This is a genomic window from Bartonella tribocorum CIP 105476 (assembly GCF_000196435.1).
Lineage (GTDB): Bacteria > Pseudomonadota > Alphaproteobacteria > Rhizobiales > Rhizobiaceae > Bartonella > Bartonella tribocorum.
In genome coordinates this window covers 2,145,854-2,168,738 of the sequence record NC_010161.1, presented here as the reverse complement: position 1 = coordinate 2,168,738, position 22,885 = coordinate 2,145,854, and the positions used below count along the sequence as shown (strand labels likewise).

General features: G+C 42.9%; 30 protein-coding genes, 1 tRNA gene and 1 pseudogene. 24 read left to right on the top strand and 8 right to left on the bottom strand.

Features of this window, described 5'->3' with window-relative positions:
* Positions 1-308 precede the first annotated feature (308 nt).
* The 11 genes from BTR_RS09615 (at position 309) to BTR_RS12970 (ending at position 5,884) form a co-directional block, all read left to right on the top strand.
* Positions 309-626, top strand: a complete 318-nt coding sequence (locus BTR_RS09615; protein ID WP_012232320.1) for a helix-turn-helix domain-containing protein — start codon at positions 309-311, stop codon at positions 624-626.
* A gap of 313 nt (positions 627-939) precedes the next feature.
* Positions 940-1,329 (top strand): hypothetical protein, encoded by a 390-nt coding sequence (locus BTR_RS09610; RefSeq protein WP_012232319.1) that lies wholly within the window; start codon positions 940-942, stop codon positions 1,327-1,329.
* Between the two features lie 2 nt (positions 1,330-1,331).
* Positions 1,332-1,520: a hypothetical protein gene (locus BTR_RS09605; RefSeq protein ID WP_012232318.1), complete on the top strand. Its 189-nt coding sequence runs from the start codon at positions 1,332-1,334 to the stop codon at positions 1,518-1,520.
* 909 nt (positions 1,521-2,429) lie between these two features.
* Complete coding sequence (locus tag BTR_RS13695) at positions 2,430-2,552, top strand: hypothetical protein (RefSeq protein ID WP_280109584.1); 123 nt, start codon at positions 2,430-2,432, stop codon at positions 2,550-2,552.
* A gap of 49 nt (positions 2,553-2,601) precedes the next feature.
* Positions 2,602-2,766, top strand: a complete 165-nt coding sequence (locus tag BTR_RS12990) for a hypothetical protein (protein ID WP_158305309.1) — start codon at positions 2,602-2,604, stop codon at positions 2,764-2,766.
* Between the two features lie 282 nt (positions 2,767-3,048).
* Positions 3,049-3,171, top strand: coding sequence for a hypothetical protein (locus tag BTR_RS13690; RefSeq protein WP_280109583.1), 123 nt, complete (start codon positions 3,049-3,051; stop codon positions 3,169-3,171).
* A 49-nt stretch (positions 3,172-3,220) separates the two neighbouring features.
* The gene (locus BTR_RS12985; protein WP_158305308.1) at positions 3,221-3,418 is read left to right on the top strand and encodes a hypothetical protein; all 198 of its coding nucleotides are present in this window, start codon (positions 3,221-3,223) and stop codon (positions 3,416-3,418) included.
* 312 nt (positions 3,419-3,730) lie between these two features.
* On the top strand, positions 3,731-4,522 hold the full coding sequence (locus BTR_RS09595; RefSeq protein WP_012232317.1) for a lambda exonuclease family protein: 792 nt from the start codon (positions 3,731-3,733) through the stop codon (positions 4,520-4,522).
* 464 nt (positions 4,523-4,986) lie between these two features.
* Positions 4,987-5,124 (top strand): hypothetical protein, encoded by a 138-nt coding sequence (locus BTR_RS12980; RefSeq protein ID WP_158305307.1) that lies wholly within the window; start codon positions 4,987-4,989, stop codon positions 5,122-5,124.
* Complete coding sequence (locus BTR_RS12975; protein WP_041582694.1) at positions 5,108-5,314, top strand: hypothetical protein; 207 nt, start codon at positions 5,108-5,110, stop codon at positions 5,312-5,314. Before BTR_RS12980 ends, BTR_RS12975 begins: the two co-directional genes overlap by 17 nt.
* A 432-nt stretch (positions 5,315-5,746) precedes the next feature.
* Positions 5,747-5,884: a hypothetical protein gene (locus tag BTR_RS12970; RefSeq protein ID WP_158305307.1), complete on the top strand. Its 138-nt coding sequence runs from the start codon at positions 5,747-5,749 to the stop codon at positions 5,882-5,884.
* Between the two features lie 1,772 nt (positions 5,885-7,656).
* On the opposite strand, the gene BTR_RS12965 is transcribed toward BTR_RS12970, so the two are convergent.
* From BTR_RS12965 to BTR_RS12755, 4 genes are all read right to left on the bottom strand, one after another.
* The gene (locus BTR_RS12965; RefSeq protein WP_158305306.1) at positions 7,657-7,833 is read right to left on the bottom strand and encodes a hypothetical protein; all 177 of its coding nucleotides are present in this window, start codon (positions 7,831-7,833) and stop codon (positions 7,657-7,659) included.
* A gap of 16 nt (positions 7,834-7,849) precedes the next feature.
* Positions 7,850-8,155, bottom strand: coding sequence for a hypothetical protein (locus BTR_RS11985; protein WP_049776870.1), 306 nt, complete (start codon positions 8,153-8,155; stop codon positions 7,850-7,852).
* Between the two features lie 649 nt (positions 8,156-8,804).
* Positions 8,805-8,993 (bottom strand): hypothetical protein, encoded by a 189-nt coding sequence (locus BTR_RS12760; protein ID WP_145972908.1) that lies wholly within the window; start codon positions 8,991-8,993, stop codon positions 8,805-8,807.
* A 159-nt stretch (positions 8,994-9,152) separates the two neighbouring features.
* Positions 9,153-9,374 (bottom strand): hypothetical protein, encoded by a 222-nt coding sequence (locus tag BTR_RS12755; protein ID WP_149030168.1) that lies wholly within the window; start codon positions 9,372-9,374, stop codon positions 9,153-9,155.
* A 725-nt stretch (positions 9,375-10,099) separates the two neighbouring features.
* Here BTR_RS12755 and BTR_RS09565 point away from each other — a divergent pair.
* Entirely contained in the window at positions 10,100-10,309 is a 210-nt protein-coding gene (locus BTR_RS09565) for a hypothetical protein (RefSeq protein ID WP_145972906.1), read from the top strand.
* Between the two features lie 44 nt (positions 10,310-10,353).
* Here BTR_RS09565 and BTR_RS09560 read toward each other — a convergent pair.
* Positions 10,354-10,428 (bottom strand) — tRNA-Thr (locus tag BTR_RS09560).
* Positions 10,429-10,608: 180 nt separating this feature from the next.
* On the opposite strand from BTR_RS09560, the gene BTR_RS13195 reads away from it, so the two are divergent.
* The 12 genes and pseudogenes from BTR_RS13195 (at position 10,609) to BTR_RS09515 (ending at position 18,021) form a co-directional block, all read left to right on the top strand.
* Positions 10,609-10,761 (top strand): hypothetical protein, encoded by a 153-nt coding sequence (locus tag BTR_RS13195; protein ID WP_012232316.1) that lies wholly within the window; start codon positions 10,609-10,611, stop codon positions 10,759-10,761.
* A 167-nt stretch (positions 10,762-10,928) separates the two neighbouring features.
* Entirely contained in the window at positions 10,929-12,224 is a 1,296-nt protein-coding gene (gene murA, locus BTR_RS09550; protein WP_012232315.1) for a UDP-N-acetylglucosamine 1-carboxyvinyltransferase, read from the top strand.
* A gap of 502 nt (positions 12,225-12,726) precedes the next feature.
* The gene (locus BTR_RS09545; RefSeq protein WP_012232314.1) at positions 12,727-13,065 is read left to right on the top strand and encodes a helix-turn-helix domain-containing protein; all 339 of its coding nucleotides are present in this window, start codon (positions 12,727-12,729) and stop codon (positions 13,063-13,065) included.
* 343 nt (positions 13,066-13,408) lie between these two features.
* Positions 13,409-13,672: pseudogene (locus tag BTR_RS12390) on the top strand (UDP-N-acetylglucosamine 1-carboxyvinyltransferase); the annotation flags it as partial.
* Between the two features lie 465 nt (positions 13,673-14,137).
* Entirely contained in the window at positions 14,138-14,578 is a 441-nt protein-coding gene (locus BTR_RS09540) for a helix-turn-helix domain-containing protein (RefSeq protein WP_012232313.1), read from the top strand.
* 211 nt (positions 14,579-14,789) lie between these two features.
* Entirely contained in the window at positions 14,790-15,170 is a 381-nt protein-coding gene (locus tag BTR_RS09535) for a helix-turn-helix domain-containing protein (protein WP_012232312.1), read from the top strand.
* A gap of 276 nt (positions 15,171-15,446) precedes the next feature.
* Positions 15,447-15,854, top strand: coding sequence for a helix-turn-helix domain-containing protein (locus tag BTR_RS09530; RefSeq protein ID WP_012232311.1), 408 nt, complete (start codon positions 15,447-15,449; stop codon positions 15,852-15,854).
* 643 nt (positions 15,855-16,497) lie between these two features.
* Positions 16,498-16,830, top strand: coding sequence for a helix-turn-helix domain-containing protein (locus BTR_RS09525; RefSeq protein WP_244393454.1), 333 nt, complete (start codon positions 16,498-16,500; stop codon positions 16,828-16,830).
* Between the two features lie 348 nt (positions 16,831-17,178).
* On the top strand, positions 17,179-17,310 hold the full coding sequence (locus BTR_RS13685) for a hypothetical protein (RefSeq protein ID WP_280109582.1): 132 nt from the start codon (positions 17,179-17,181) through the stop codon (positions 17,308-17,310).
* Positions 17,249-17,614, top strand: coding sequence for a hypothetical protein (locus tag BTR_RS12385; RefSeq protein WP_158305305.1), 366 nt, complete (start codon positions 17,249-17,251; stop codon positions 17,612-17,614). Before BTR_RS13685 ends, BTR_RS12385 begins: the two co-directional genes overlap by 62 nt.
* The gene (locus BTR_RS12960) at positions 17,592-17,765 is read left to right on the top strand and encodes a hypothetical protein (RefSeq protein WP_158305304.1); all 174 of its coding nucleotides are present in this window, start codon (positions 17,592-17,594) and stop codon (positions 17,763-17,765) included. The genes BTR_RS12385 and BTR_RS12960 overlap by 23 nt, the downstream gene beginning before the upstream one ends.
* Positions 17,689-18,021 carry a hypothetical protein gene (locus tag BTR_RS09515; protein ID WP_158305303.1) on the top strand — a complete coding sequence of 111 codons (333 nt, stop codon included), beginning with the start codon at positions 17,689-17,691 and terminating at the stop codon, positions 18,019-18,021. The genes BTR_RS12960 and BTR_RS09515 overlap by 77 nt, the downstream gene beginning before the upstream one ends.
* 187 nt (positions 18,022-18,208) lie before the next feature.
* Here the strand turns inward: BTR_RS09515 and BTR_RS09510 are convergent, their stop codons facing one another.
* The 3 genes from BTR_RS09510 to BTR_RS09495 all read right to left on the bottom strand — a co-directional run bounded on the left by BTR_RS09510 (position 18,209) and on the right by BTR_RS09495 (position 22,885).
* Positions 18,209-20,383, bottom strand: a complete 2,175-nt coding sequence (locus tag BTR_RS09510) for an isocitrate/isopropylmalate dehydrogenase family protein (RefSeq protein ID WP_038474697.1) — start codon at positions 20,381-20,383, stop codon at positions 18,209-18,211.
* 864 nt (positions 20,384-21,247) lie between these two features.
* Positions 21,248-21,568 carry a beta/alpha barrel domain-containing protein gene (locus BTR_RS09505; RefSeq protein WP_049776868.1) on the bottom strand — a complete coding sequence of 107 codons (321 nt, stop codon included), beginning with the start codon at positions 21,566-21,568 and terminating at the stop codon, positions 21,248-21,250.
* Positions 21,569-22,063: 495 nt separating this feature from the next.
* Entirely contained in the window at positions 22,064-22,885 is an 822-nt protein-coding gene (locus BTR_RS09495; protein WP_012232306.1) for a TIGR00282 family metallophosphoesterase, read from the bottom strand.

Below are 22,885 nucleotides of genomic sequence, written 5' to 3'. Positions count from 1 at the left end.
TGACAAAAGGGCTTCTTGATGACGTTTATAAATGTGTGGGTGTGCTTGAAGGACATGAAAACAACAATTTGAGACTGCGGTGATGGAAAAAATAAAGAGGACAACACTTCCCAATCTATCGGCTTTTGGAGGTTGTCTTTTACATCCTATGGTGTGGTTAAAGTATTTTTATGAGTGAAAAATGATTTTTTATTTCCCCCTAAAAAATAAAATTTGTTTCCTTAATTTTATCCTTTTTAGAGGATAATGCAAGCCCGTTTTGTAAAAAGGACGTGTTTTTTTCAAAAGACGCGCTATATGGTGAAATTATGAATATCGATGGTTGGCGTCAAAGGTTAAGGGCTGCTTTGGAAAAAAGCGGACGGTCAAAAAGATCTATCTCTCTCGCTGCCGGTAAAGGCGCGGGGTACCTCCATTCTATTCTTTCTGAAGGAAAAGAACCAACAATCGAATCTCTCTCGCGAATTTGTCACGCAATTGATATCAGTATGAATTATATTCTTTACGGTAAGGAGGTCAGTCCTGAAGATAAAGAATTTATAGAGCTTATTTCAAAACTCTCTCCGGAAGAGAGAAAGGCGATTTTGACTCTTTTGCGGCGACCCATTGGCGAAGCTTCAAAATAAGTTCCTTCTGTGCTTTTGAATCAAGACGACTCCAGTATTCTATTAATATTATATCACTCATTTTATCTCTCCTGTGTTTTTATAATTGCAATTGTGTAAGAACAAATAGAGAACAACAAAAAAACATGAGGGGAATAAGGAACAACAGATTTTTATTTATATATGTCATTTGAGCCCCGCAAAGATTTAAAATATATCTTTTATGAAGGATAAAATGGTTGACATCTCTCCTATAGAGGAGATAAGACTAACGGTATATTTGATCTTGTCAAGATGAAGCTATGCTTTATCAACTATCTAAAGGGGGAAAATCATGAAAAATATTCCATTCGTTAAAGAGGATGAAATCATTATCATTCTTTGCGAAGACGAAAAGCCTGATACCTATGAAGGGCCAATCGACGAAATCGAAGAAGTACTCGAACTGATTGAAGAATCTGAAACGGTTTATAAAGTTTTACGCCTTGATCTTACAACCAATCATGCGGAAGACGTGACAGAACAAATCGCTGATTTTTATGCCGAAAATTACGAAATAAATGAAGAAAATACACAATTGCAGCCCTTCATTTTGAATAGTGAAGCCTATCATGCGTGTTTAGACGAAAGAGTGGCGTGTGATTATGAAGATAATCTCTATGGCTCTTATGAAAAACAGCATCGTTTACGTCCCTGTGATGTCTTGTCCGATTATTGGTGGTAATCATGCCAAGTTATCTCAAGACTTCTTATCAAGGCTTTCCACTTTATTACGCTGGAAAAACTCGAAATCTCATCAGACTCGAACCACAAAAACACAACGCTGTTCTTTTCATCTCGCAAGAGATGGCTGAGATGATGGCAAAAAACTTGGCAGAAGAATATTGCTGCTATGATTTTTTCATCGTGCAGTAGCAGGATTTAAAAAAGGGCTCTCCCCATGAGGACCAAGTTGCCGGATAATTGACGGGACAAGTGTTTTTTCACTGGGGAGGGAATAGGGGTTGTTGTGCTTTCGTTTATTGGGGAAAAATGTTGGGGGGAGAGCCTTTTTGTGGGGAATTTTTTAGCCGATAGGGGGGCGCTTGTCAGGAAAAAGGAGGAGGGGATGAGTGCGCCGCGTGAGGGAGAAAAGTTGGTGGGGGGGTGGTTAATTTTTGGGGATAGGAAATGAGGGGGGTACAGAGGATGATATCATGAGTGGGGCTTGGAGCGACAAGTGAAAGCGTGTTGGAGAACGAAAATGAGGGGGGAGCTAAGGACGTAGGGGGGAGAAAGAAGGGGATCTTGTGCAGCGTTGATGAGGGACAAGCTTTCGTCACAAGGCAAAAGTAGATGGAAAAGTAGGTGGGGGTTGGAGGGGGAAGCAAGCAGGGGGCTTAGTGTGTGTGTGAAAGTATTTTGGGAAGATGGCGGGCGGTTTTAGAGGCAGCTAAGGAGGGGATCAGGAAGCACTTTGGGGCAAGATGTTGGGGAGAGTGAGAGAGGTGCTTAGGCATATTGGTGCAGTTTTGGCGGCTTTTGTATTGTGTGTTCGGAGGCAATGAAAGGCACTCATGATGACCAAGTTGTCGGTTAAGTGTTTTTTCCACTGGTGAGAGAATGGTGCTTAGTGTGCTTTTGTTCATTGGGGAGAAAATAGTGTCTGTCGTACACTCACTCATTAGGGAAAAGTCGTTTGGGGAAGAGACATTTGGGAGGCGTTTTTTACCGATATGGGAAAAGGGAAGAAAGGGTGGGAGCCACAACAGCTCGTTGGGGGAAAGGTTGGCTGTGGTGGTTGATGGGGGATAAGGAAATGAGGGGGATGAAGAGGACGGTACCATGAGTGGGGCTTGGAATGAAGACAAAGCGTCTGCGGGAGGGCAAAACAAGAATGAGGCGGGCAAGAGGGGGATCTTGTGCAGCGTTGATGAGGAACAAGCTTTTGTCACAAGGCAAAAGTAGGTGGAAAAGCAGGTGGGTGTTGGAGGGGGAAGCAAGCAGGGGGCTTAGTGTGTGTGAAAGTATTTTGGGAAGATGGTGGGCGGTTTTAGAGGCAGCTAAGGAGGGGATCAGGAAGCACTTTGGGGCAAGATGTTGGGGAGAAGTGAGAGAGGTGCTTAGGCATATTGGGACATGGTTTTGGCGGCTTTTGTGTTGCCATGTTCGAGGGCAGTGAGAGCTCCCACTATGGCGGGAAAGTTGCCGGATAATTGACGGGTCAAGTGTTTTTTCATTGGGGAGGGAATAGGGGTTATTGTGCTTTCGGTGGAGGTAAATGTTGGGGTGGAGAGCCTTTTTGTGGGGAATTTTTTAGCCGATAGGGGGGGGCGCTTGTCAGGAAAAAGGAGGAGGGGATGAGTGCGCCGCGTGAGGGAGAAAAGTTGGTGGGGGGGTGGTTAATTTTTGGGGATAGGAAATGAGGGGGGTACAGAGGATGATATCATGAGTGGGGCTTGGAGTGACAAGTGAAAGCGTGTTGGAGAACGAAAATGAGGGGGGAGCTAAGGACGTAGGGGGGAGAAAGAAGGGGATCTTGTACAGCGTTGATGAGGGACAAGCTTTTGTCACAAGGCAAAAGTAGGTGGAAAAGCAGGTGGGTGTTGGAGGGGGAAGCAAGCAGGGGGCTTAGTGTGTGTGAAAGTATTTTGGGAAGATGGTGGGCGGTTTTAGAGGCAGCTAAGGAGGGGATCAGGAAGCACTTTGGGGCAAGATGTTGGGGAGAAGTGAGAGAGGTGCTTAGGCATATTGGGACATGGTTTTGGCGGCTTTTGTATTGTGTGTTCGAGGGCAGTGAGAGCTCCCACTATGGCGGGAAAGTTGCCGGATAATTGACGGGTCAAGTGTTTTTTCACTGGGGAGGGAATAGGGGTTATTGTGCTTTCGGTGGAGGTAAATGTTGGTGGGAGAGCCTTTTTGTGGGGAATTTTTTAGCCGATAGGGGGGGCGCTTGTCAGGAAAAAGGAGGAGGGGATGAGTGAAAAGAGAGTGTGTGTGTGAGGCGCTTGCGTAAGGCTTGTGAGGGGGAGGCGTCTTTTGCGTTTACAGCGGTACAATGAGGAGCTGTGCGTTTGGGAGATAGATAAACTGTGATGTTTCAAAGAGCATATGCTGTAAAGCAGCAACAGAGAAAGGAGGAAAACATGCCAATCATTATCGATTGTATTCAGGGAACAGAGGAATGGCAGAAAGCGCGCAATGGTTTGATTACGGCTTCTTTGTTTGAGATGGTCATGGCACGAAAAAAACAGGGACAAAAAACGTCACGATATCATGCGGTGATGATGAAATTGGCAGGAGAAAGAATTACCGGAAAAAACGTTGAAGAAGGAACAACGCTTTCTCAGCGACGTGGGACAGAATTAGAACCAAGCGCACGACAGCTTTATGGAAAACTAACACAGACAGAGCCGGAATGTATTGGCTTTGTTTTAGCAGATGATCGCAGAAAAGGATTTTCTCCTGATGCTTTTGTGGGAAAAAATGGCTTGTTGGAAATTAAAACAAAAAAACCTGAAATTTTGATTCCTCATTTTGCGCAAAAGAACTTTCCAGAAGAACATAAAGCACAATGTCAAGGAGGGTTATGGATTTCTCAACGCGAATGGGTGGATTTAATGCTCTATTGGCCGGATATGCCTCCTTTGATTAAACGGGCTTATCGTGATGAAGCCTATATCGACAAGCTGGAAAATGAAATTGATCGTTTTAATGAGGCTTTAGAGAAGATGGTCCAGCACATTCAGTGTTTCGAGACAGGCTTTAGAATAAGAACAGAGCGTGCTTTGAAGGAGGGGGAAGAAAGGGGGCTTGGAATGAAGACAAAGCGTCTGCGGGAGGGAAAAACAAGAATGAGGCGGGCAAGAGGGGGATCTTGTACAGCGTTGATGAGGAACAAGCTTTTGTCACACGCAAAGAGCAATGCGGAAAAGTAGGAGGGGTTAGAGGGGGGGAAAGCTTCGCGTGATAAGTATTGCTTGGGAAGATGGTAGTGGTGTTTGAAGGGGGAAGCTAAGGACGTAGGGGAAAGAAAGAAGGGGATTTTGTGCAGCGTTGATGAGGGACAAGCTTTTGTCACAAGGCAAAAGTAGGTGGAAAAGCAGGTGGGTGTTGGAGGAGGACGCAAGCAGGGGGCTTAGTGTGTGTGAAAGTATTTTGGGAAGATGGTGGGCGGTTTTAGAGGCTGCTAAGGAGGGGATCAGGAAGCGCTTTGGGGCAAGATGTTGGGGAGAGTGAGAGAGGTGCTTAGGCATATTGGGACATGGTTTTGGCGGCTTTTGTATTGTGTGTTCGGAGGCAATGAAAGGCACTCATGATGACCAAGTTGTCGGTTAAGTGTTTTTTCCACTGGGGAGGGAATAGGGGTTATTGTGCTTTCGTTCAGTGAGGGAAAATATTGGTGGGAGAGCCGTTTTCTAGGGCGTTTTTAGCCGATAGGGGGGCGCTCGTCAGGAAAAAGGAGGAGGGGATGAGTGCGCCGCGTGAGGGAGAAAAGTTGGTGGTGGGGGGGTGGTTAATTTTTGGGGATAGGAAATGAGGGGGATGAAGAGGACGGTACCATGAGTGGGGCTTGGAATGAAGACAAAGCGTCTGCGGGAGGGAAAAACAAGAATGAGGCGGGCAAGAGGGGGATCTTGTACAGCGTTGATGAGGGACAAGCTTTCGTCACACGCAAAGAGCAATGCGGAAAAGTAGGAGGGGTTAGAGGGGGGGAAAGCTTCGCGTGATAAGTATTGCTTGGGAAGATGGTAGTGGTGTTTGAAGGGGGAAGCTAAGGACGTAGGGGAAAGAAAGAAGGGGATTTTGTGCAGCGTTGATGAGGGACAAGCTTTTGTCACAAGGCAAAAGTAGGTGGAAAAGCAGGTGGGTGTTGGAGGAGGACGCAAGCAGGGGGCTTAGTGTGTGTGAAAGTATTTTGGGAAGATGGTGGGCGGTTTTAGAGGCTGCTAAGGAGGGGATCAGGAAGCGCTTTGGGGCAAGATGTTGGGGAGAGTGAGAGAGGTGCTTAGGCATATTGCGATATGGTTTTGGCGGCTTTTGTATTGTGTGTTCGGAGGCAATGAAAGGCACTCATGATGACCAAGTTGTCGGTTAAGTGTTTTTTCCACTGGGGAGGGAATAGGGGTTATTGTGCTTTCGTTCAGTGAGGGAAAATATTGGTGGGAGAGCCGTTTTCTAGGGCGTTTTTAGCCGATAGGGGGGCGCTCGTCAGGAAAAAGGAGGAGGGGATGAGTGCGCCGCGTGAGGGAGAAAAGTTGGTGGTGGGGGGGTGGTTAATTTTTGGGGATAGGAAATGAGGGGGTACAGAGGATGATATCATGAGTGGGGCTTGGAGCGACAAGTGAAAGCGTGTTGGAGAACGAAAATGAGGGGGGAAGCTAAGGACGTAGGGGAAAGAAAGAAGGGGATTTTGTGCAGCGTTGATGAGGGGTAAAATATTCTAAAAAAGGTAAGAACAGGTGGGGAAAAGAGCCCGAACGTATGTTGAAGGAGGGTGCAAGTAGAGGACTTGGGGTGAAGAGGAAAACTTGTTAGGAAAAGGGAGCATGAAGAAAAAAAACGAGGCATGAGGAATAGTCGCGGCTTGTTGTGGGGTAAGGGGGCAAGAGGTTTGACCGGGGAGAAGGAAAGGAACAGTGTTTAAGAAAATGACAGGTGTGTAGAGGGATTACACATGGTTTAGAAGAAGTTGTTTTTTCTTCTTTTTTGAATGTTTTTTGTCGATACGGTCACTCTGCTTTGTGTCGTATAAACGAATGGTTTTGATGGATTTCAATAGAACAGAGGGTGTGAAAATTCTTACTCTATTCGGAAGGCTTATTCAAGAGAAATAACGATATATTATGACTATAAATCAATGTATTATTTTGTAATTAAGAGAAAGATCAGAAAAATCTTAAGGATATATTTCATGGGCAAAAAGCATCTAAACTGTCGATAAATTGGTCAGTGATACGTGGAAAGTGTTTGAGCTTAACTTATAGGAGGCAAAAAAATTCACTTGTCGATACGGAGGGCGGTGGTGTTTGCAAGGCGTGCTTATTTAAAAACAAGAGGAGGGTGCACAAACAATATTTAAAAATAAGAAACAGTGATCTATGTGTAAAAGGTGGATTATGTGCAAAAGCCTTGCCACATGCTCTTGATAATGAAAGGTGCGCATCTTTGATGATAAGCAAAGGATAAATAGTTTGAGTTTGTCAAAAGCGACTGATGATGATCTTTCAAAAAATTTAGACCCAAATAGTTTTGAAGAATAGGGTGAAAAAGAACTCTATCATTATCAAATCGTGCAAGAGATAAAAAATCCAATGCCTCTATGGCAGTATAATCTCTTTATCTCTTTACAGAACCTTGTTCGTGAAGATTAAGAATGATTACAGTTTGTGAATTCATTGCTGAGCGTTCTTCATGCCCTTTAGAAGTATTTTTTTAAAAATGATATAATCGTTTAGAGTTCAGTGAGGATTAGCACTGCGCAAATGTAAAGGGTTGTAATTGCAAGCAAATATGCAGATACTTTAAATTTGAAACGCCATAATAAGCTGATTGGAATAGACATTACCGTAATTATTACAAGTATTACTATGATCCACTCTATTATCCTTTTTTTAAAAAAAGTTTCTTTTCCTAGTTGATTATAATTTGTCTCATATTGAGAATACGATGTAAGATGCCTTATATCAGGACCAAAATTTGGAAATACTGCCTCTTTTGACATGTGATAGTTATTTTTCAACTGATTATATTCTTTTACGTAATCATTTCTTCGTTGTTCGCTCTTTGCGTGATAAGAAAATAAAAGAGTGCTTATTACGATAGTTAAGAAAATAAAGCTTTTAAACATGAGGTATTTTTGTCCGTTATTTCTAAATCGTTTTTAGAATCGCTCCTTTATTGAGCGGATATCCTATGTTTTTTTTGTGTTGAAAGTGTGTGTAAAAAACATGTTTAATGAAAATGGTGATAGTGATACATACCGTATCTAAACGAGGGAAGATACAGTGCAAAACGCTTGAAAATATCGGATATTCTTCATGCTTTTAGAAGTGTTTTTTACAAAAATAGATTAAAAGAGAGACGATAAATCAAAGATAAAAGGCACAGAAATAATAGCCAAGGTTGTCATGATTGTAAATAAACAGGCAGGAATTTTAAATTCAAAACGCCAAAGTAAACGAATGGGAACGGACATGAGCGTTGTTATTATGAAGCCTACGATAAACCATTGCAAAGATAATTTCATTATATTGATTTGATCTTTATGAAAACGATTTTGTTTTAGTTCTTCCTCTGAAATAATCGATAATAGAAAAACCATGGTAAACAGGAAACTCTCCACTTGGACAAGCAGAAACAGAAAATTTTTCAAGCTCTGACCATTCTCTTTCGCGTTCTTGTTCCAATATCTTCTTTTCTATTTTTTGTTTTATATATTCTTTGGAAATACAATGGATCGGAGAAGTACTCCCAACGAAAAAGTCATCTTTTGTACATCCACTTGCTGTATGATGTGTGAACAAAACTGCGCTTATTGCTATAGCAAATAAAATAAACTGTTTAAACATGGGGTATCTTTTAAGCAGGGGGATCTATTGCCTTTTGTTTCTAACGCGCTTTTATAAGTGATTTCTGTTGAATGGATCAATATGTGTTATTTTGATGTTGAAAATATCTGTAAAACGTGTTTAATGAAAACTGCGATAGTGATTGTATTGTATCTAAATAAGGGTGTGGTACAGGCTGAAACCCCGCATACGCGGGGTTTTTGTTCATTGGAAGAAATATGACAGCAGAAAATATGCATAAAATATAAGAGAGGCTCTGTAACCAAAATGCTTGTCCTAGGGTGCTTGTCCTCGCTACGGGCGGGGATAGGGAATATCCAAAAGACTCCAAATGAAATATGCTTGTTGTTGCGTATTCATACGCTTGTTTTAAAGAGACATTGCGCTCTAAGTTCATTTCACACCCATTTCATGCCGGTGTTCATGAATTTCATACTGGCGCCTGCGAATAATATCGTGAGGGGTATAACGATAAAGCTCTGTCAATTATATGCTCTCTCAATTATAAACCCCAGAGATTATAAGCATTGCGCACCCTATCTTTACTTTGTGAAAAAATAAGTCGACACCATTTTGGGATCGTCCCCAATATTGCGATAGGGGGGATTGCGATATGGGCTTTGGCTCTTGAGATCATTCATGCGTGTGTTCACTGTGGGGGCTTATGAAGAGGCATGCTTTTCTTGTACCGTTCCATGTCATAGGGATCTTTTTGCTTGTGAACTGTAAGTGATATGAGTTTGATTGATTTCAATGGAACAGAGAGGGAGAGAATTTTTTGCTCTTCGGGTTCTTCTTCAAGAGGAATAACGCTATCCGTATTAATCACAGTATTCATATAAAAAGAATGCGTGTTGAAAAAGGGGCGGATGAGGGCTTGTGGAGAAGGTTGAACATCAAATTGGCAATGAGGGCTCTTCTTTGAAAAGCTGGGCTGTCATTTTCTGGCGCATGGGGTGTTGGGTTCATGGGGTGTTGGGTTCATGGGGTGTTGGGTTCATGGGGGGGTGGGTGGCTTACTGAAAGTTTGTTGTGGGGAGCTCCTCATAAAAGGCATGCTTTTCTTGTACCGTTCCATGTCATAGGGATCTTTTTGCTTGTGAACTGTAAGTGACATGGGTTTGATTGATTTCAATGGAACAGAGAGGGAGGGAATTTTTTGCTCTTCGGGTTCTTCTTCAAGAGGAATAACGCTATCCGTATTAATCACAGTATTCATATAAAAAGGATGCGTGTTGAAAAAGGGGCGGATGAGGGCTTGTGGAGAAGGTTGAACATCAAATTGGCAATGAGGGATCTTCTTTGAAAAGCTGGGCTGTCATTTTCTGGCGCATGGGGTGTTGGGTTCATGGGGTGTTGGGTGGCTTACTGAAAGTTTGTTGTGGGGGGCATCGTTGCTTGTTATTCTCCTGGTAAGGGATAGGGAGCACAAGGGGGAAATTAAGTTGAGAGGAGGGGGGCGAAATGGCTCTGTTATATCTGTTATCAGTGATGAATAGGATCGGTGAAGCTTATTCTCATTTTTTTTCAGAGAATGCTTGTGCTACATGTCGCTTGGGGTGGACAGAGAGGCTGGAAAGATAAGATGATTTGCGTGCGGCGGGCTTAAGAGGATTAATAGGATATGTTCAAGCAATGGGTTTATCATAATTCATTATCGAAATTGAAATTCAATGAGAGCCCGAAATAGTGTGAAGATGTTCTTATTTCAAGTTTTCTTATTCAAACGCTCTTGTATTGAATCAAGCAAAATCATTTGTCTGCATATTACAAGCGGGGGTGAGCTTGTGGGGGGAAACATTCTCAAGAAATAAAAATATCTATACAAGGTGTTTGTACAAAAGCCAAGGAGAGATAAGGGTTTAAGGGGTGTCGCAACAGTGAGGCTTGACACAAAAGGGGGATAAGGGGGGAAAGGGCATCTTATATGAAGGGAAAAGAGGCATGAAGGCAAGAGAGGGAAGGCAATGGGAGGGGGAACAATCCTTTGTATCACGTCGTGACGCAGAAATTTCAAAAGCTGTAGCGTTTTGGAGATTAAGCGCGTCATTGAGATCATTGATTTTGAGGTCATTGAAGCGCATGCATGGTTTAAAGGATAGAGGGCGGATGAAGCTGATGGAGGCTTATGAGGGAGAAAATCGAGGCTTATAGGCAAGACTTATAGGGAAGAAAAAAGAGGCAAAAGACGAATAAAATGGTGCTGCGAGAGAGGATTGAACTCTCGACCTCTCCCTTACCAAGGGAGTGCTCTACCACTGAGCTACCGCAGCCGTTTTCAATCGTTGCGCTGTCTTGTGCCATATTGTCAGAGAATAGGCAAGAGAACATTTGTATATTCTTGCAAGAAAACGTATCTTATGTCATGACATAAATATTTCTTATACTCTTAATATTAATAAAGGTCATGAGTTGCTTGGATAGAAGCTTGACACTGCTTAAAAGGTTGCGCAATGACACAAATGCATCAAAAACAAAAGCACAATGAAATGAAACAGCAAGACGAAAAAGCAAAACGACGTCAAGAAAGGTTGGCGCAGCAATTGCGGCAAAATCTAAAACGTCGAAAAGAACAAAGTCGAAAAAGAGCGCAATCAGAGCTCTAAAATGCAAAAAAATGTTTTTTGAGAATTTCTTTGCAACCAAACGTCTCAATCATTTGTTCTCATCATTAGAATGCGTTTTTTAAAAAAACGATCAATAAAAAGCATAACTTTTTCAAAGGAGGAAAATCTTTGGAAGGGCAGGCGCAAAGGAAAAGAGGGAAAACACGATGGATTCTATTCAAATTGTTGGTGGGGAAAAACTTAAGGGAACAATTCCTATCTCAGGAGCAAAAAATGCTGCATTGCCTTTGATGATTGCGGCGCTGTTGACAGAAGAAACCCTCACTTTAGAAAATATTCCTCATCTTGCTGATGTTGAATTGCTTATTCGCATTCTTAATAATCATGGTGTTGGCTATGCCGTTGATGGACAAGAGTTTGATGATGATGGTGTCAATTCAAGAACCATTCATTTTACTGCGCAAAAAATAGCGACAACACGGGCTCCCTATGAATTAGTGAAAAAAATGCGGGCAAGCTTTTGGGTTATCGGACCGCTGCTTGCTCGATGCTTCGAGGCTTATGTTTCGCTTCCTGGAGGATGTGCTATCGGGACAAGACCTGTCGATTTTATCCTCGAAGGACTAAAAGCTTTCGGTGCTCATATTGCGATTGAAAATGGATATGTTCATGCAAAAGCCCCAAAGGGATTAAAAGGGGCTCACTACCATTTTCCCAAAGTCACGGTCGGGGGAACCCATGTGCTGCTGATGGCAGCGACAATGGCAAAGGGAACAACCGTTCTTGAGAATGCGGCTTGTGAACCAGAAGTCACAAATCTTATTCGAACCTTGAATGCCATGGGGGCTCAAATAACTGGTGAAGGAACAACAACGCTGACCATTGAAGGGGTAAAAAAACTTCAAGGAACAAGAATACGCGTCATTGCCGATCGAATTGAAGCGGGGACATATGCTATGGCGGTGGCGATGGCGGGGGGTGATGTCTTTCTTAAAAATGCCAATCCTAATCATCTCACAACAGTACTCAAAGTTCTGCAAAAAACAGGACTCGAGATTCAAATAGAACCTCATGGTATTCACGTTAAACGAAATCCAAGGAACACAACAATTATGCCGGTTGATATTAAAACAGGTCCTTATCCTGCTTTTCCAACGGATCTCCAAGCGCAGTTTATGGCGCTTATGACACGGGCTGAAGGAGTTGCGCATATTACAGAGACGATTTTTGAAAATCGTTTTATGCATGTTCAAGAACTCAATCGTTTAGGGGCAGAGATAAAACTCGATGGACAAACGGCGACGGTTTATGGAAAAGAGAAGTTGCAAGGCGCCCCCGTGATGGCGACGGATTTGCGCGCTTCTGTTTCTCTGGTGATTGCGGCATTGGCAGCAAAGGGAGAAACAATCGTTAATCGTGTTTATCATCTTGATCGTGGATTTGAGCGGTTAGAAGAAAAACTAGCGCGATGTGGGGCAAAAATTCAACGGTTAACCGCGTAAATCTTGTCAAAGCTATGCTGACATTGAAGAGGCTGAGAGAGTATTGAAGAGGCTAAGAGAGATTTCTTGGGGGAAATTATTTTGGGGGAGGCATGATTTTTAAAATTCCCTCTTTGAGGAGCGTGATTGCTCATGAGATAAAACACGGCTTTAAATTTTATTGTAAATCTTTCGAAATTACTTTATACCTTAAAGAGTAACTTTGGTCGTCTACGCAGCGATCAGTAGGGTCTGAAAGCCCTAAGGTTTGGTACGTGAATTTAACCTACTTTTGTGGGTATCCCGGAATTCCGGGAGTTTTTGCTATGTCCAGGTGTGCTTGCACACTAAAAGCAAAAAAAGCTGATCCAAACTCAGTACTTTCAGACTCCCGGAATACCAACGCGAGGGCGCTCGCACTTGGCGGGGGCATGAAATGCAAACCAAAAATCCATATTTTCCAAGTAAAAATCCACATTCTAACGACATTTCGTGAGGTCGAAAAATTCGCTTTAGAAGAAAAATGTTGAAAATTTCTCAAAAACAATTAGGGGACCGCTTAGGCGTGACCTTCCAACAAATTCAAAAATATGAAAAAGGATTGAATCGTGTGGGGGCAGGGCGCTTACAAGAAATTGCTGATATATTGGATATCTCTATTTTCTTTTATGCCGATATTTCAACAAAAGAACATGTCTTGCTTCCTTATGAAGAAATGACCTCAAACCAAGAAGAGCATACCCTTTTGAAAAGTTTTAGAGAGCTTAAACCTAAACAACAAAAAGCAATCTTGTGTTTGATTGCTTATGAGATAAAACACGGCTTTAAATTTTATTGCTGCTCTCCTGAAATTGTCTTATGAATAAGCGCGTGGTTCTGGTTGTCCAGTGCGGTTTCATGGGGGATCTTAAAGCCTTGAAAAGCCAAGCAGAGACATTGGTCTGCTTTATAAATATCGCGAAATTCCGGGAGATTTTGCCATGTCCAGGTGCGCTCTAGCACTAAAAGCAAAAAGCTGACTGAACTCAGTGTTTTTGACTCCCGGAATACGCATAAGAGGCGCTCGCGACTGATAGGGGGTAAGATTTTTTCTGTTCGGAATGATTTTCCTTTAGAACTTTAATTTGCGCGCTCTTGAAGGGGGGAGAGGTAAGATCATGGGTATCGTTTATGGCGCTCCATGACACGGAGCTTATAGGAACCCCGCGCATATTACAGAGACGATTTTTGAAAATCGTTTTATGCATGTTCAAGAACTCAATCGTTTAGGGGCAGAGATAAAACGCGATGGACAAACGGCGACGGTCTATGGAAAAGAGAAGTTGCAAGGCGCCCCCGTGATGGCGAGATGATTTGCGCGCTTCTGTTTCTCTGGTGATTGCGGCCCTTTTAGTCTTGTTACCTTGGCAGCAAAGGGAGAAACAATCGTTAATCGTGTTGATCATCTTGATCGTGGATTTGAGCGTTGAGACGAAAAACTAGCGCGATGTGGGGCAAAAATTCAACGGTTAACCGCGTAAATCTTGTCAAAGCTATGCTGACATTGAAGAGGCTGAGAGAGTATTGAAGAGGCTGAGGGAGATTACTTGGGGGAAATTATTTTGGGGGAGGCATGATTTTTAAAATTCCCTCTTTGAGGAGCGTGATTTCTCATGAGATAAAACACGGCTTTAAATTTTATTGTAAATCTTTCGAAATTACTTTATACCTTAAAGGGTAATTTTGGTCGTAGACGCAACGACCAAGAGGGATTCAAAAACCCCAAAATCCGAGCGTAAAAATGAACCTACTCTTGTGGGTATCCCGGAATTCCGGGAGTTTTTGCTATGTCCAGGTGTGCTTGCACACTAAAAGCAAAAAAGCTGACTCGGATTCAGTGTTTTTGACTCCCGGAATACCAACGCGAGGGCGCTCGCACTTGGCGGGGGCACGAAATGCAAACCAAAAATCCATATTTTCCAACTAAAAATCCACATTCTAACGACATTTCAATAGGGCGAAAAATTCGCTTTAGAAGAAAAATGTTGAAAATATCTCAAAAAGAATTAGGGGACCGCTTAGGCGTGACCTTCCAACAAATCCAAAAATATGAAAAAGGATTGAATCGTGTGGGGGCAGGGCGCTTACAAGAAATTGCTGATATATTGGATATTTCGATTTTCTTTTTTTATGCCGATATTTCAACAAAAGAACATGTCTTGCTTCCTTATGAAGAAATGACCTCAAGCCAAGAAGAGCATACCCTTTTGAAAAGTTTTAGAGAGCTTAAACCTAAACAACAAAAAGCAATCTTGTGTTTGATTGCTCATGAGATAAAACACGGCTTTAAATTTTATTGTAAATCCTTCGAAATTACTTTATACCTTAAAGGGTAACTTTGGTCGTCTACGCAGCGATCAGTAGGGTCTGAAAGCCCTAAAGTTCAGTACATAAAATTGACCTACTTTTGTAGGTATCCCGGAATTCCGGGAGTTTTTGCTATGTCCAGGTGCTCAGCACTAAAAGCAAAAAAAGCTGACTGAACTCAGTACTTTCAGACTCCCGGAATACCAACGCGAGGGCGCTCGCACTTGGCGGGGGCATGAAATGCAAACCAAAAATCCATATTTTCCAACTAAAAATCCACATTCTAACGATATTTTGATAGGCAAGAGAATTCGTTTGAGACGAGAAATGTTGAAAATTTCTCAAAAACAATTAGGGGACCGCTTAGGCGTGACCTTCCAACAAATTCAAAAGTATGAAAAAGGATTGAATCGTGTGGGGGCAGGGCGTTTACAAGAAATTGCTGATATACTGGATATCTCGATTTTCTTTTTTTATGCTGATATTTCAACAAAAGAACATGTCTTGCTTCCTTATGAAGAAATGACCTCAAACCAAGAAGAGCATACCCTTTTGAAAAGTTTTAGAGAGCTTAAACCTAAACAACAAAAAGCAATCTTGTGTTTGATTGCTGAGAGATAAAAAACACTATTTTAATCCTTCTTGCCAATTTCCTGAAATTACTTTATTGGTAAGCAAATGTTTTGGTCGTATACGCAGCGATCAACAGGGAATGAAAGACCCGAAACTTGAGACACGTATTTATCCAGCTTTATGGATATCCCGGATTTCCGGGAGCTTTTGTTATGTCCAGGTGCTGTTCCAGCACTAAAAGCAAAAGGCTGAGTCAAGTTTCAGCTCTTTCAACTCCCGGAATACCAACGCGAGGGCGCTCGCAACCGGTAGGGGGAGTGACCCGTGAAAGCTAAAAATCCACATTCTAACGATATTTTGATAGGCAAGAGAATTCGTTTGAGACGAGAAATGTTGAAAATTTCTCAAAAACAATTAGGGGACCGCTTAAGCGTGACCTTCCAACAAATTCAAAAATATGAAAAAGGATTGAATCGTGTGGGGGCAGGGCGCTTACAAGAAATTGCTGATATATTGGATATCTCTATTTTCTTTTTTTATGCCGATATTTCAACAAAAGAACATGTCTTGCTTCCTTATGAAGAAATGACCTTAAGCCAAGAAGAGCATACCCTTTTGAAAAGTTTTAGAGAGCTTAAACCTAAACAACAAAAAGCAATCTTGTGTTTGATTGCTCATGAGATAAAACACGGCTTTAAATTTTATTGCTGCTCTCCTGAAATTGCCTTATGAATAAGCGAATGGTTCTGGTTGTTCAGTGCGGTTTCATGGGGGAATCTTAAAGCCTTGAAAAGCCAAGCAGAGACATTGGTCTGCTTTATAAATATCGCGAAATTCCGGGAGATTTTGCCATGTCCAGGTGCGCTCTAGCACTAAAAGCAAAAAGCTGACTGAACTCAGTGTTTTTGACTCCCGGAATACGCATAAGAGGCGTTCGCGACTGATAGGGGGCACGAAATGCAAACTAAAAAAGATAGCAGTCTTATGGTTGATTGCTCATGAGATAAAACACGGCTTTAAATTTTATTGTAAATCTTTCGAAATTACTTTATGACTTAAAAGTGAGTTTGATCGTCTACGCAGCGATCAATAGGGAACTGAAAGCCCGAAACCTCGATACATAAAATTAACCTACTTTTGTGGGTATCCCGGAATTCCGGGAGTTTTTGCTATGTCCAGGTGTGTCTGCACACTAAAAGCAAAAAGCTGATTCGAGGTCAGTGCTTTCAGGCTCCCGGAATACTTATGCGAGGGCGCTCGCAACCGGAGGGGGGCTTCAGTGCAAGCTAAAAATCCACATTTTCCAACTAAAAATCCACATTTTAATGACATTTCAATAGGTCGAAAAATTCGCTTCAGAAGAGAAATGTTGAAAATGTCTCAAAAACAATTAGGGGACCGCTTAGGCGTGACCTTCCAACAAATTCAAAAGTATGAAAAAGGATTGAATCGTGTGGGGGCAGGGCGTTTACAAGAAATTGCTGATATATTGGATATCTCGATTTTCTTTTTTTATGCTGATATTTCAACAAAAGAACATGTCTTGCTTCCTTATGAAGAAATGACCTCAAACCAAGAAGAGCATACCCTTTTGAAAAGTTTTAGAGAGCTTAAGCCTAAACAACAAAAAGCAATCTTGTGTTTGATTGCTCATGAGATAAAACACGGCTTTAAATTTTATTGCTGCTCTCTTGAAATTGTCTTATGAATAAGCGCGTGGTTCTGGTTGTCCAGTGCGGTTTCATGGGGGATCTTAAAGCCTTGAAAAGCCAAGCAGAGACATTGGTCTGCTTTATAAATATCGCGAAATTCCGGGAGATTTTGCCATGTCCAGGTGCGCTCTAGCACTAAAAGCAAAAAGCTGACTGAACTCAGTGTTTTTGACTCCCGGAATACGCATAAAGAAGGTGTTCCGCAATGGGGCAGAAAAATGACACGTGAAAGCTAGAAAACAGCCGTCTGGTTGATTTCTCATGAGTGTAAAAAAATTTAAAGAGTCTTTTTTCTCCATAATAAATTATTCGATAGGTTTTTTCTAAAGGAAGGGAGTGCTGTGGTGGCGGGTGCTGTGGTGGCAGGTGCTGTGGTGGCGGGTGCTGTGGTGCAGGTGCTGTGGTGCGGGTGCTGTGGTGGCGGGTGCTGTGGTGCAGGTGCTGTGGTGGCGGGTGCTGTGGTGCGGGTGCTGTAGTGCGGGTGCTGTGGTGCAGGTGCTGTGGTGCGGGTGCTGTAGTGCGGGTGCTGTGGTGGCGGGTGCTGTGGTGCAGGTGCTGTGGTGGCGGGTGCTGTGGTGCGGGTGCTGTGGTGCAGGTGCTGTGGTGGCAGGTGTTGTCTGTGGTGGCGGGTGCTGTGGTGCGGGTGCTGTGGTGGCGGGTGCTGTGGTGCAGGTGCTGTGGTGGCGGGTGCTGTGGTGCAGGTGCTGTGGTGCGGGTGCTGTAGTGCGGGTGCTGTGGTGCGGGTGCTGTAGTGCGGGTGCTGTGGTGCGGGTGCTGTAGTGCGGGTGCTGTGGTGGCAGGTGCTGTGGTGGCGGGTGCTGTGGTGGCGGGTGCTGTGGTGGCAGGTGTTGTCTGTGGTGGCGGGTGCTGTGGTGCAGGTGCTGTGGTGGCGGGTGCTGTGGTGGCGGGTGCTGTGGTGCGGGTGCTGTAGTGCGGGTGCTGTGGTGCAGGTGCTGTGGTGCGGGTGCTGTAGTGCGGGTGCTGTGGTGCAGGTGCTGTGGTGGCGGGTGCTGTGGCGGGCGGGTGCTGTGGTGGCGGGTGCTGTGGCGGGCGGGTGCTGTGGTGGCGGGTGCTGTGGTGCGGGTGCTGTGGTGGCAGGTGTTGTCTGTGGTGGCGGGTGCTGTGGTGCGGGTGTTGACCTTTTCCTCGCAGAAATATCCCAAGAAAATCTCTTCCTTTTCATTTAAAAAATCATAAAGTTCTTATCCTTTATTCTTAAAGGCGGTTTGAGATAAAGCGCTTTGGGTGAGAGGAAAACGCATTCCATCAAACAAAGGGCGCTCTCGTCCAAAGGGCGCTCTCGTCGTGGTTTCTGTATTCGAAGGCGCGCTCTCTCCAAGCGTTTTTTCAATGTTTTTACCGTGTTGTCAGAGGTTATTTGCTTTTTTCCGTTTGCAAAACTCTTTTTAAAACCAACCAAGCCGCATATTCTTGTAAGACAACACCTAAAAGCGGTCGCGTATAGGGAAAGGTAAGTTGATCCTCATCATAGTCTTTTATCTGTACGGTTATTGTCGCATGTCCAAGGCTTTCTTGCTGCTGTTCTAAGGTCTCGATGGAAGGTGATAAGCGCACTTCAACCGCAAGCTGCGGAAGGCTTTTTGCATTTTTTTCTGGGGCGTGGAAATATTTTAAAAGCTGTGGATCATGGATGGACCAATGCACCTCTGCGCGCATGGCTAATTGTTTATACGCTGTGGTCACTTCTCTGCCAACCAAATAGGGGTGAAAATGATTTTCAAATTCTTCGATGAGATGTGGTGCTAGGGGAGTGGAGGACTGACCAATCAGTTGCACCAGAACATAAGGGCTTTTCCATAAAAAATGGCGTTCAAAGGGTTCATTTGCAAAATGACGATCAACCCAATGTGCTATGGTACTTTCATCAATTCCAATCAAAGTCCAGGCATATTCCGCGCGCGATAGTGAAGAATATTTCTTCTCACCATGTTCTAAATAATATTCTAAAAGCGAAAGAGCTTGCGTGGGTGGACCAGGTAAAACAACAAGGGAACTTCCACAACAGGAAAGATAAAAACCAGGGGCTGTACCTGTGGGATTATCCAGCACCTTTGCTGTTTCTGGAAACAACGCTTGACGCGCATTGTTCTTATCGGGTGCGATACCTAATCGTTGTAATTGACCCTTTATGGTTTGCCAAACATCTTCGTGATGAACCAAAGGCTGCTGTACAGCTTTTGCAACTGCATCGCGCGTTTTATCATCTGATGTTGGCCCCAATCCTCCACTAATAATGATAAGATCCTCTTGACCAAGACAAGCAATCACACTCTCACTAATTTGCTGTAATTGATCAGCACAAACAAAATGACGCGTAACTTGGACATTTCTCTTGTTCAAGCTCTGACTCAAATCCTGTAAATTCGTATTCAAATATTGTCCTGAAAGGAGTTCATCACCAACGGTGATAATGGCTGCACGATACATAGAGAGAGGATGCACAAGAGAATTGCAAACAGCTTCCGCCATTTGACGTGTAGAAGCTATACCTCCCAAATCATAGGTAACAGTTTTTCCAGCACGAATAACCTGATCAACACTCTCAGACAATTGTTGTGCTGCATCCTGAAAACCTAAATGTTCTAAGAGTAAAGCCGTGGTATAAAACATAGCAGAAGGATTTGCTTTATTTTGTCCGGCAATGCGCGGTGCACTGCCATGAACAGGTTCAAAATAAGCGATTTTGCTTCCCACATTCGCACTAGGAGCAAGTCCTAATCCCCCCATAACTCCAGCAGCAAGATCAGAGAGAATATCGCCAAACATATTTTCAGCAACAATCACACCAAACTGCTCTGGCTTCGTTGCAATCCATAAAGCAACTGCATCAACATTATGAATATCTGCTTCGATTTCCGGATATTTTTGCGCAGTTTTCTCAAAAATTTCCTGAGCAAATTGTCCACTTTCCCGCATAACATTTGGTTTATCGGCAAAAGTAACCCGCCTGAAATTCTGTGCACGCGCATAAGAAAAAGCATATTCAAATAACCGCTCTAAACCAAAGCGTGTTTGTAAACGGATTGTCCATGCTGCTTCTTCAAGACCATATTTTTCTAAATTTGGATGTTTTAACCATGTAGCTTTTTCAGGAGTTATTCCATGAAAATCTAATCCCGCATAAAGACCTTCGCTATTCTCTCTGATAACACAAAACTGAAAAGGCTTTCTCGGACCAAATATATATCTGATAGGCCGTATATTCGCAAACAAACCTAACTTTTGACGAAGTTGAATGACAGGTGACACATAGGAAAGTTCTTTCTCCTTTAAATGCGGCGCGCATTCTTTTAAAGCAGCTTCTTTTCCTTTGCTAGTCACCGCTCCAAGCAAAACAGCATCACTTTCGGCAATTTTTTGCCAAGTTGCGTGAGGAACAGGATCTCCTTCCTTTTTCCAACATTCCCAACCAATATCACCATAAGTGAATTCTATTGGCAATTGAAATGACTCCAAGACCATCAGCGCTGCATCACAGACTTCCGGTCCCACACCATCTCCTGGTAGCACAAGAACTTTCTTTTTTATCATCTCGCTCCTCCATTCATCAATGACTGCATTTGTCATGACAGAATTTTCCCTCCCACAAATGCAACCACACCCTAGACAGATAATCTTATATTTATGATTGATACAATGGCTTTTTGTGTGATGATGAACCAAAGTTGTCACTTTTTCCCCCTTAACGCTTAAAAACGTGTCCTTATCCTTAATAAGCTTATCTCTAGAATCCTTTCCCATAAGTGTTAAATCCTTTAGGTATCCATTCACGTGTCATCCGTTCAATGGCTATGCTTGTCTGATCTTTTGAAATTTTCCATAAGACTCTTTTTTCAATGGTGGTTGCACGAAAGAGTCTTATGTTTCTAAAGCTGCCGACAGATTACCTTCTTGCCAATAAGGTTAGAAGATATCCAAGGCATTGTTGCAAAACTTGATCTGGATAGTCTGGAGCATTCAAAGTCAAGGAGTGTACGCGCATTGGGGAGCCCGTGCTGCCAATATTGGTCCTCGTATTCCTGTTCATAGCAAAGCATACAAGCGCAAAAGGCTCATAAAAGTGCTCCTTTGAACTTTGCTGTAAGGGGATACCTTCTAGCGTAGCGTTGCTCGAAAAAAGAGATAATGTGTCTAGGAGTGTAACACTCATTTTTTTCTAAAAATAGATTTTTAAAGGAGAAAAGCTTCTCGAGCCCCATTGGCATGGTAGGTGCAAGAATAACATGATGTAAGCGCATGGCATTTAAACGCCTTGCACTTTTTGTTTTGAAGCTTGGAGTGTCATGAGTCCCTTCTCTAATCCTAAAGACGTCTTACTCTTTCGCAAAGCTTGATATTCAACGCTGAAATGATTTAGGGCTAAAAAAAACCGTGAGCGCTTTGATGCACTGGTCAAACAAAAGAATGGTTCTTTAGATTTTCTGTTTGTTGCAAGATTTTACCTAGATTATAAGATGTTTTCTTTTTATGCAAATTTAAAAGCGCTAACCATAACTCTAAAGTGAGATTTCCTGCTCCTTTGCCCATTCCCATTAATGAACCATCAATAAAGCTTGCGCCTGCTTCTACGGCTGCTATACTATTTGCCATAGCTATACCTAAATTATCGTGTGCATGAAAACCAATCTCTAGAGGTGTTATACTTTTTGTTTTTTGCACTAATTGCGTTACAGTATCAGGTAAAAGACTTCCATTAGAATAAAAGACTTCCATTAGAATCGGCCAAATACAAAATGCTCGCTCCACAATCATTGGCTGCTATTGCTATATTCCGTAAATAGTTTTCATCACCTTGGCACACTCTTGTGATATTGATACTGGTAGACAACCCTAGAGAACGCGCATAGCGGCAGAGTGTAAATGTAGATTCAGTATCATTTTTATTGAGACAGAGTCGTACAAAGTGTGACCCTTTATATTTCCCCATAGAAAAAGAGGTGTGTTTTATACGTTATCTGCCTTTATCGTCATTGCTTTTCGTTTACTCATTTTTATAAATGTCTATTCATAAAAATGCGTGAAAATGATTGAGAGATCTATAATTTATGAGGAGCTGGGATATTGGGGGCTTGAAAAATCGCCTTGCAAAAAACAGTTCCCAAAAGGAAAAAGTGGCGCGAGACACCTCAAAGGAGGGGGCTTTGAAAGAGCGATCATCAAAGGGAGACTGGAAAGAGTGATCATCAAAGGGGGGGCTTTGAAAGAAGCCTACCAAAAATCGGGAACTTCAGGTTTTAAATGAGGACCAATCCGTACCGCTGAGACCTTTTCTGCTAAACCGGTGCGGTCTGAAATCTCAACCGCTAAACCACAAAGGGTAGCTGGACCACACGCTGGTTCAAAACGATCTTGCTTTGTCTTATAAAGAAAACGGTGTAATGGTTCTTCTTTATCCATGCCAAGGGATGAGTTGTAATCGCCACACATACCGGCATCTGTTAAATAAGCACTGCCGCCTTCTAAAATCTGTGCATCAGCGGTGGGAATATGCGTATGGGTACCAGCGATAACACTCACACGACCATCAAGAAAATGGCCAAAACATTGCTTCTCACTCGTTGTCTCTGCGTGAAAATCAAAAATAATCGCATCGGCTTGCTCCATCAAAGAACAGGCGAGCAGAATATTTTCCGCTGTTGCAAAGGGATCTTCTACTTGGCATGGCATAAAAACACTGCCCAACAGATTAGCAACAAGAACACGGGCGCCATTTTTTGCTGTAAAAACACTCGCACCTCTTCCTGGAGTCTCTTGCGAGAAATTGGCAGGACGTAAAAAACGATCACTCTCATGCGCATACTGTAAGGCTTCTTGGTGGGAAAAAGCATGGTTGCCGGTGGTGACAACATCAACACCTGCCATTAAAAGATCTTGATACGTCTCTTGCTTGAGACCAAAACCATTAGAGGCATTTTCGCCATTTACGACAACAAAATCAAGCTGCCATTTCTCAATCAGTTGAGGAAGATGCTCAAAAACAACTTTACAGCCTGTATTCCCAACAATGTCACCCAAAAATAAAAACCGCAT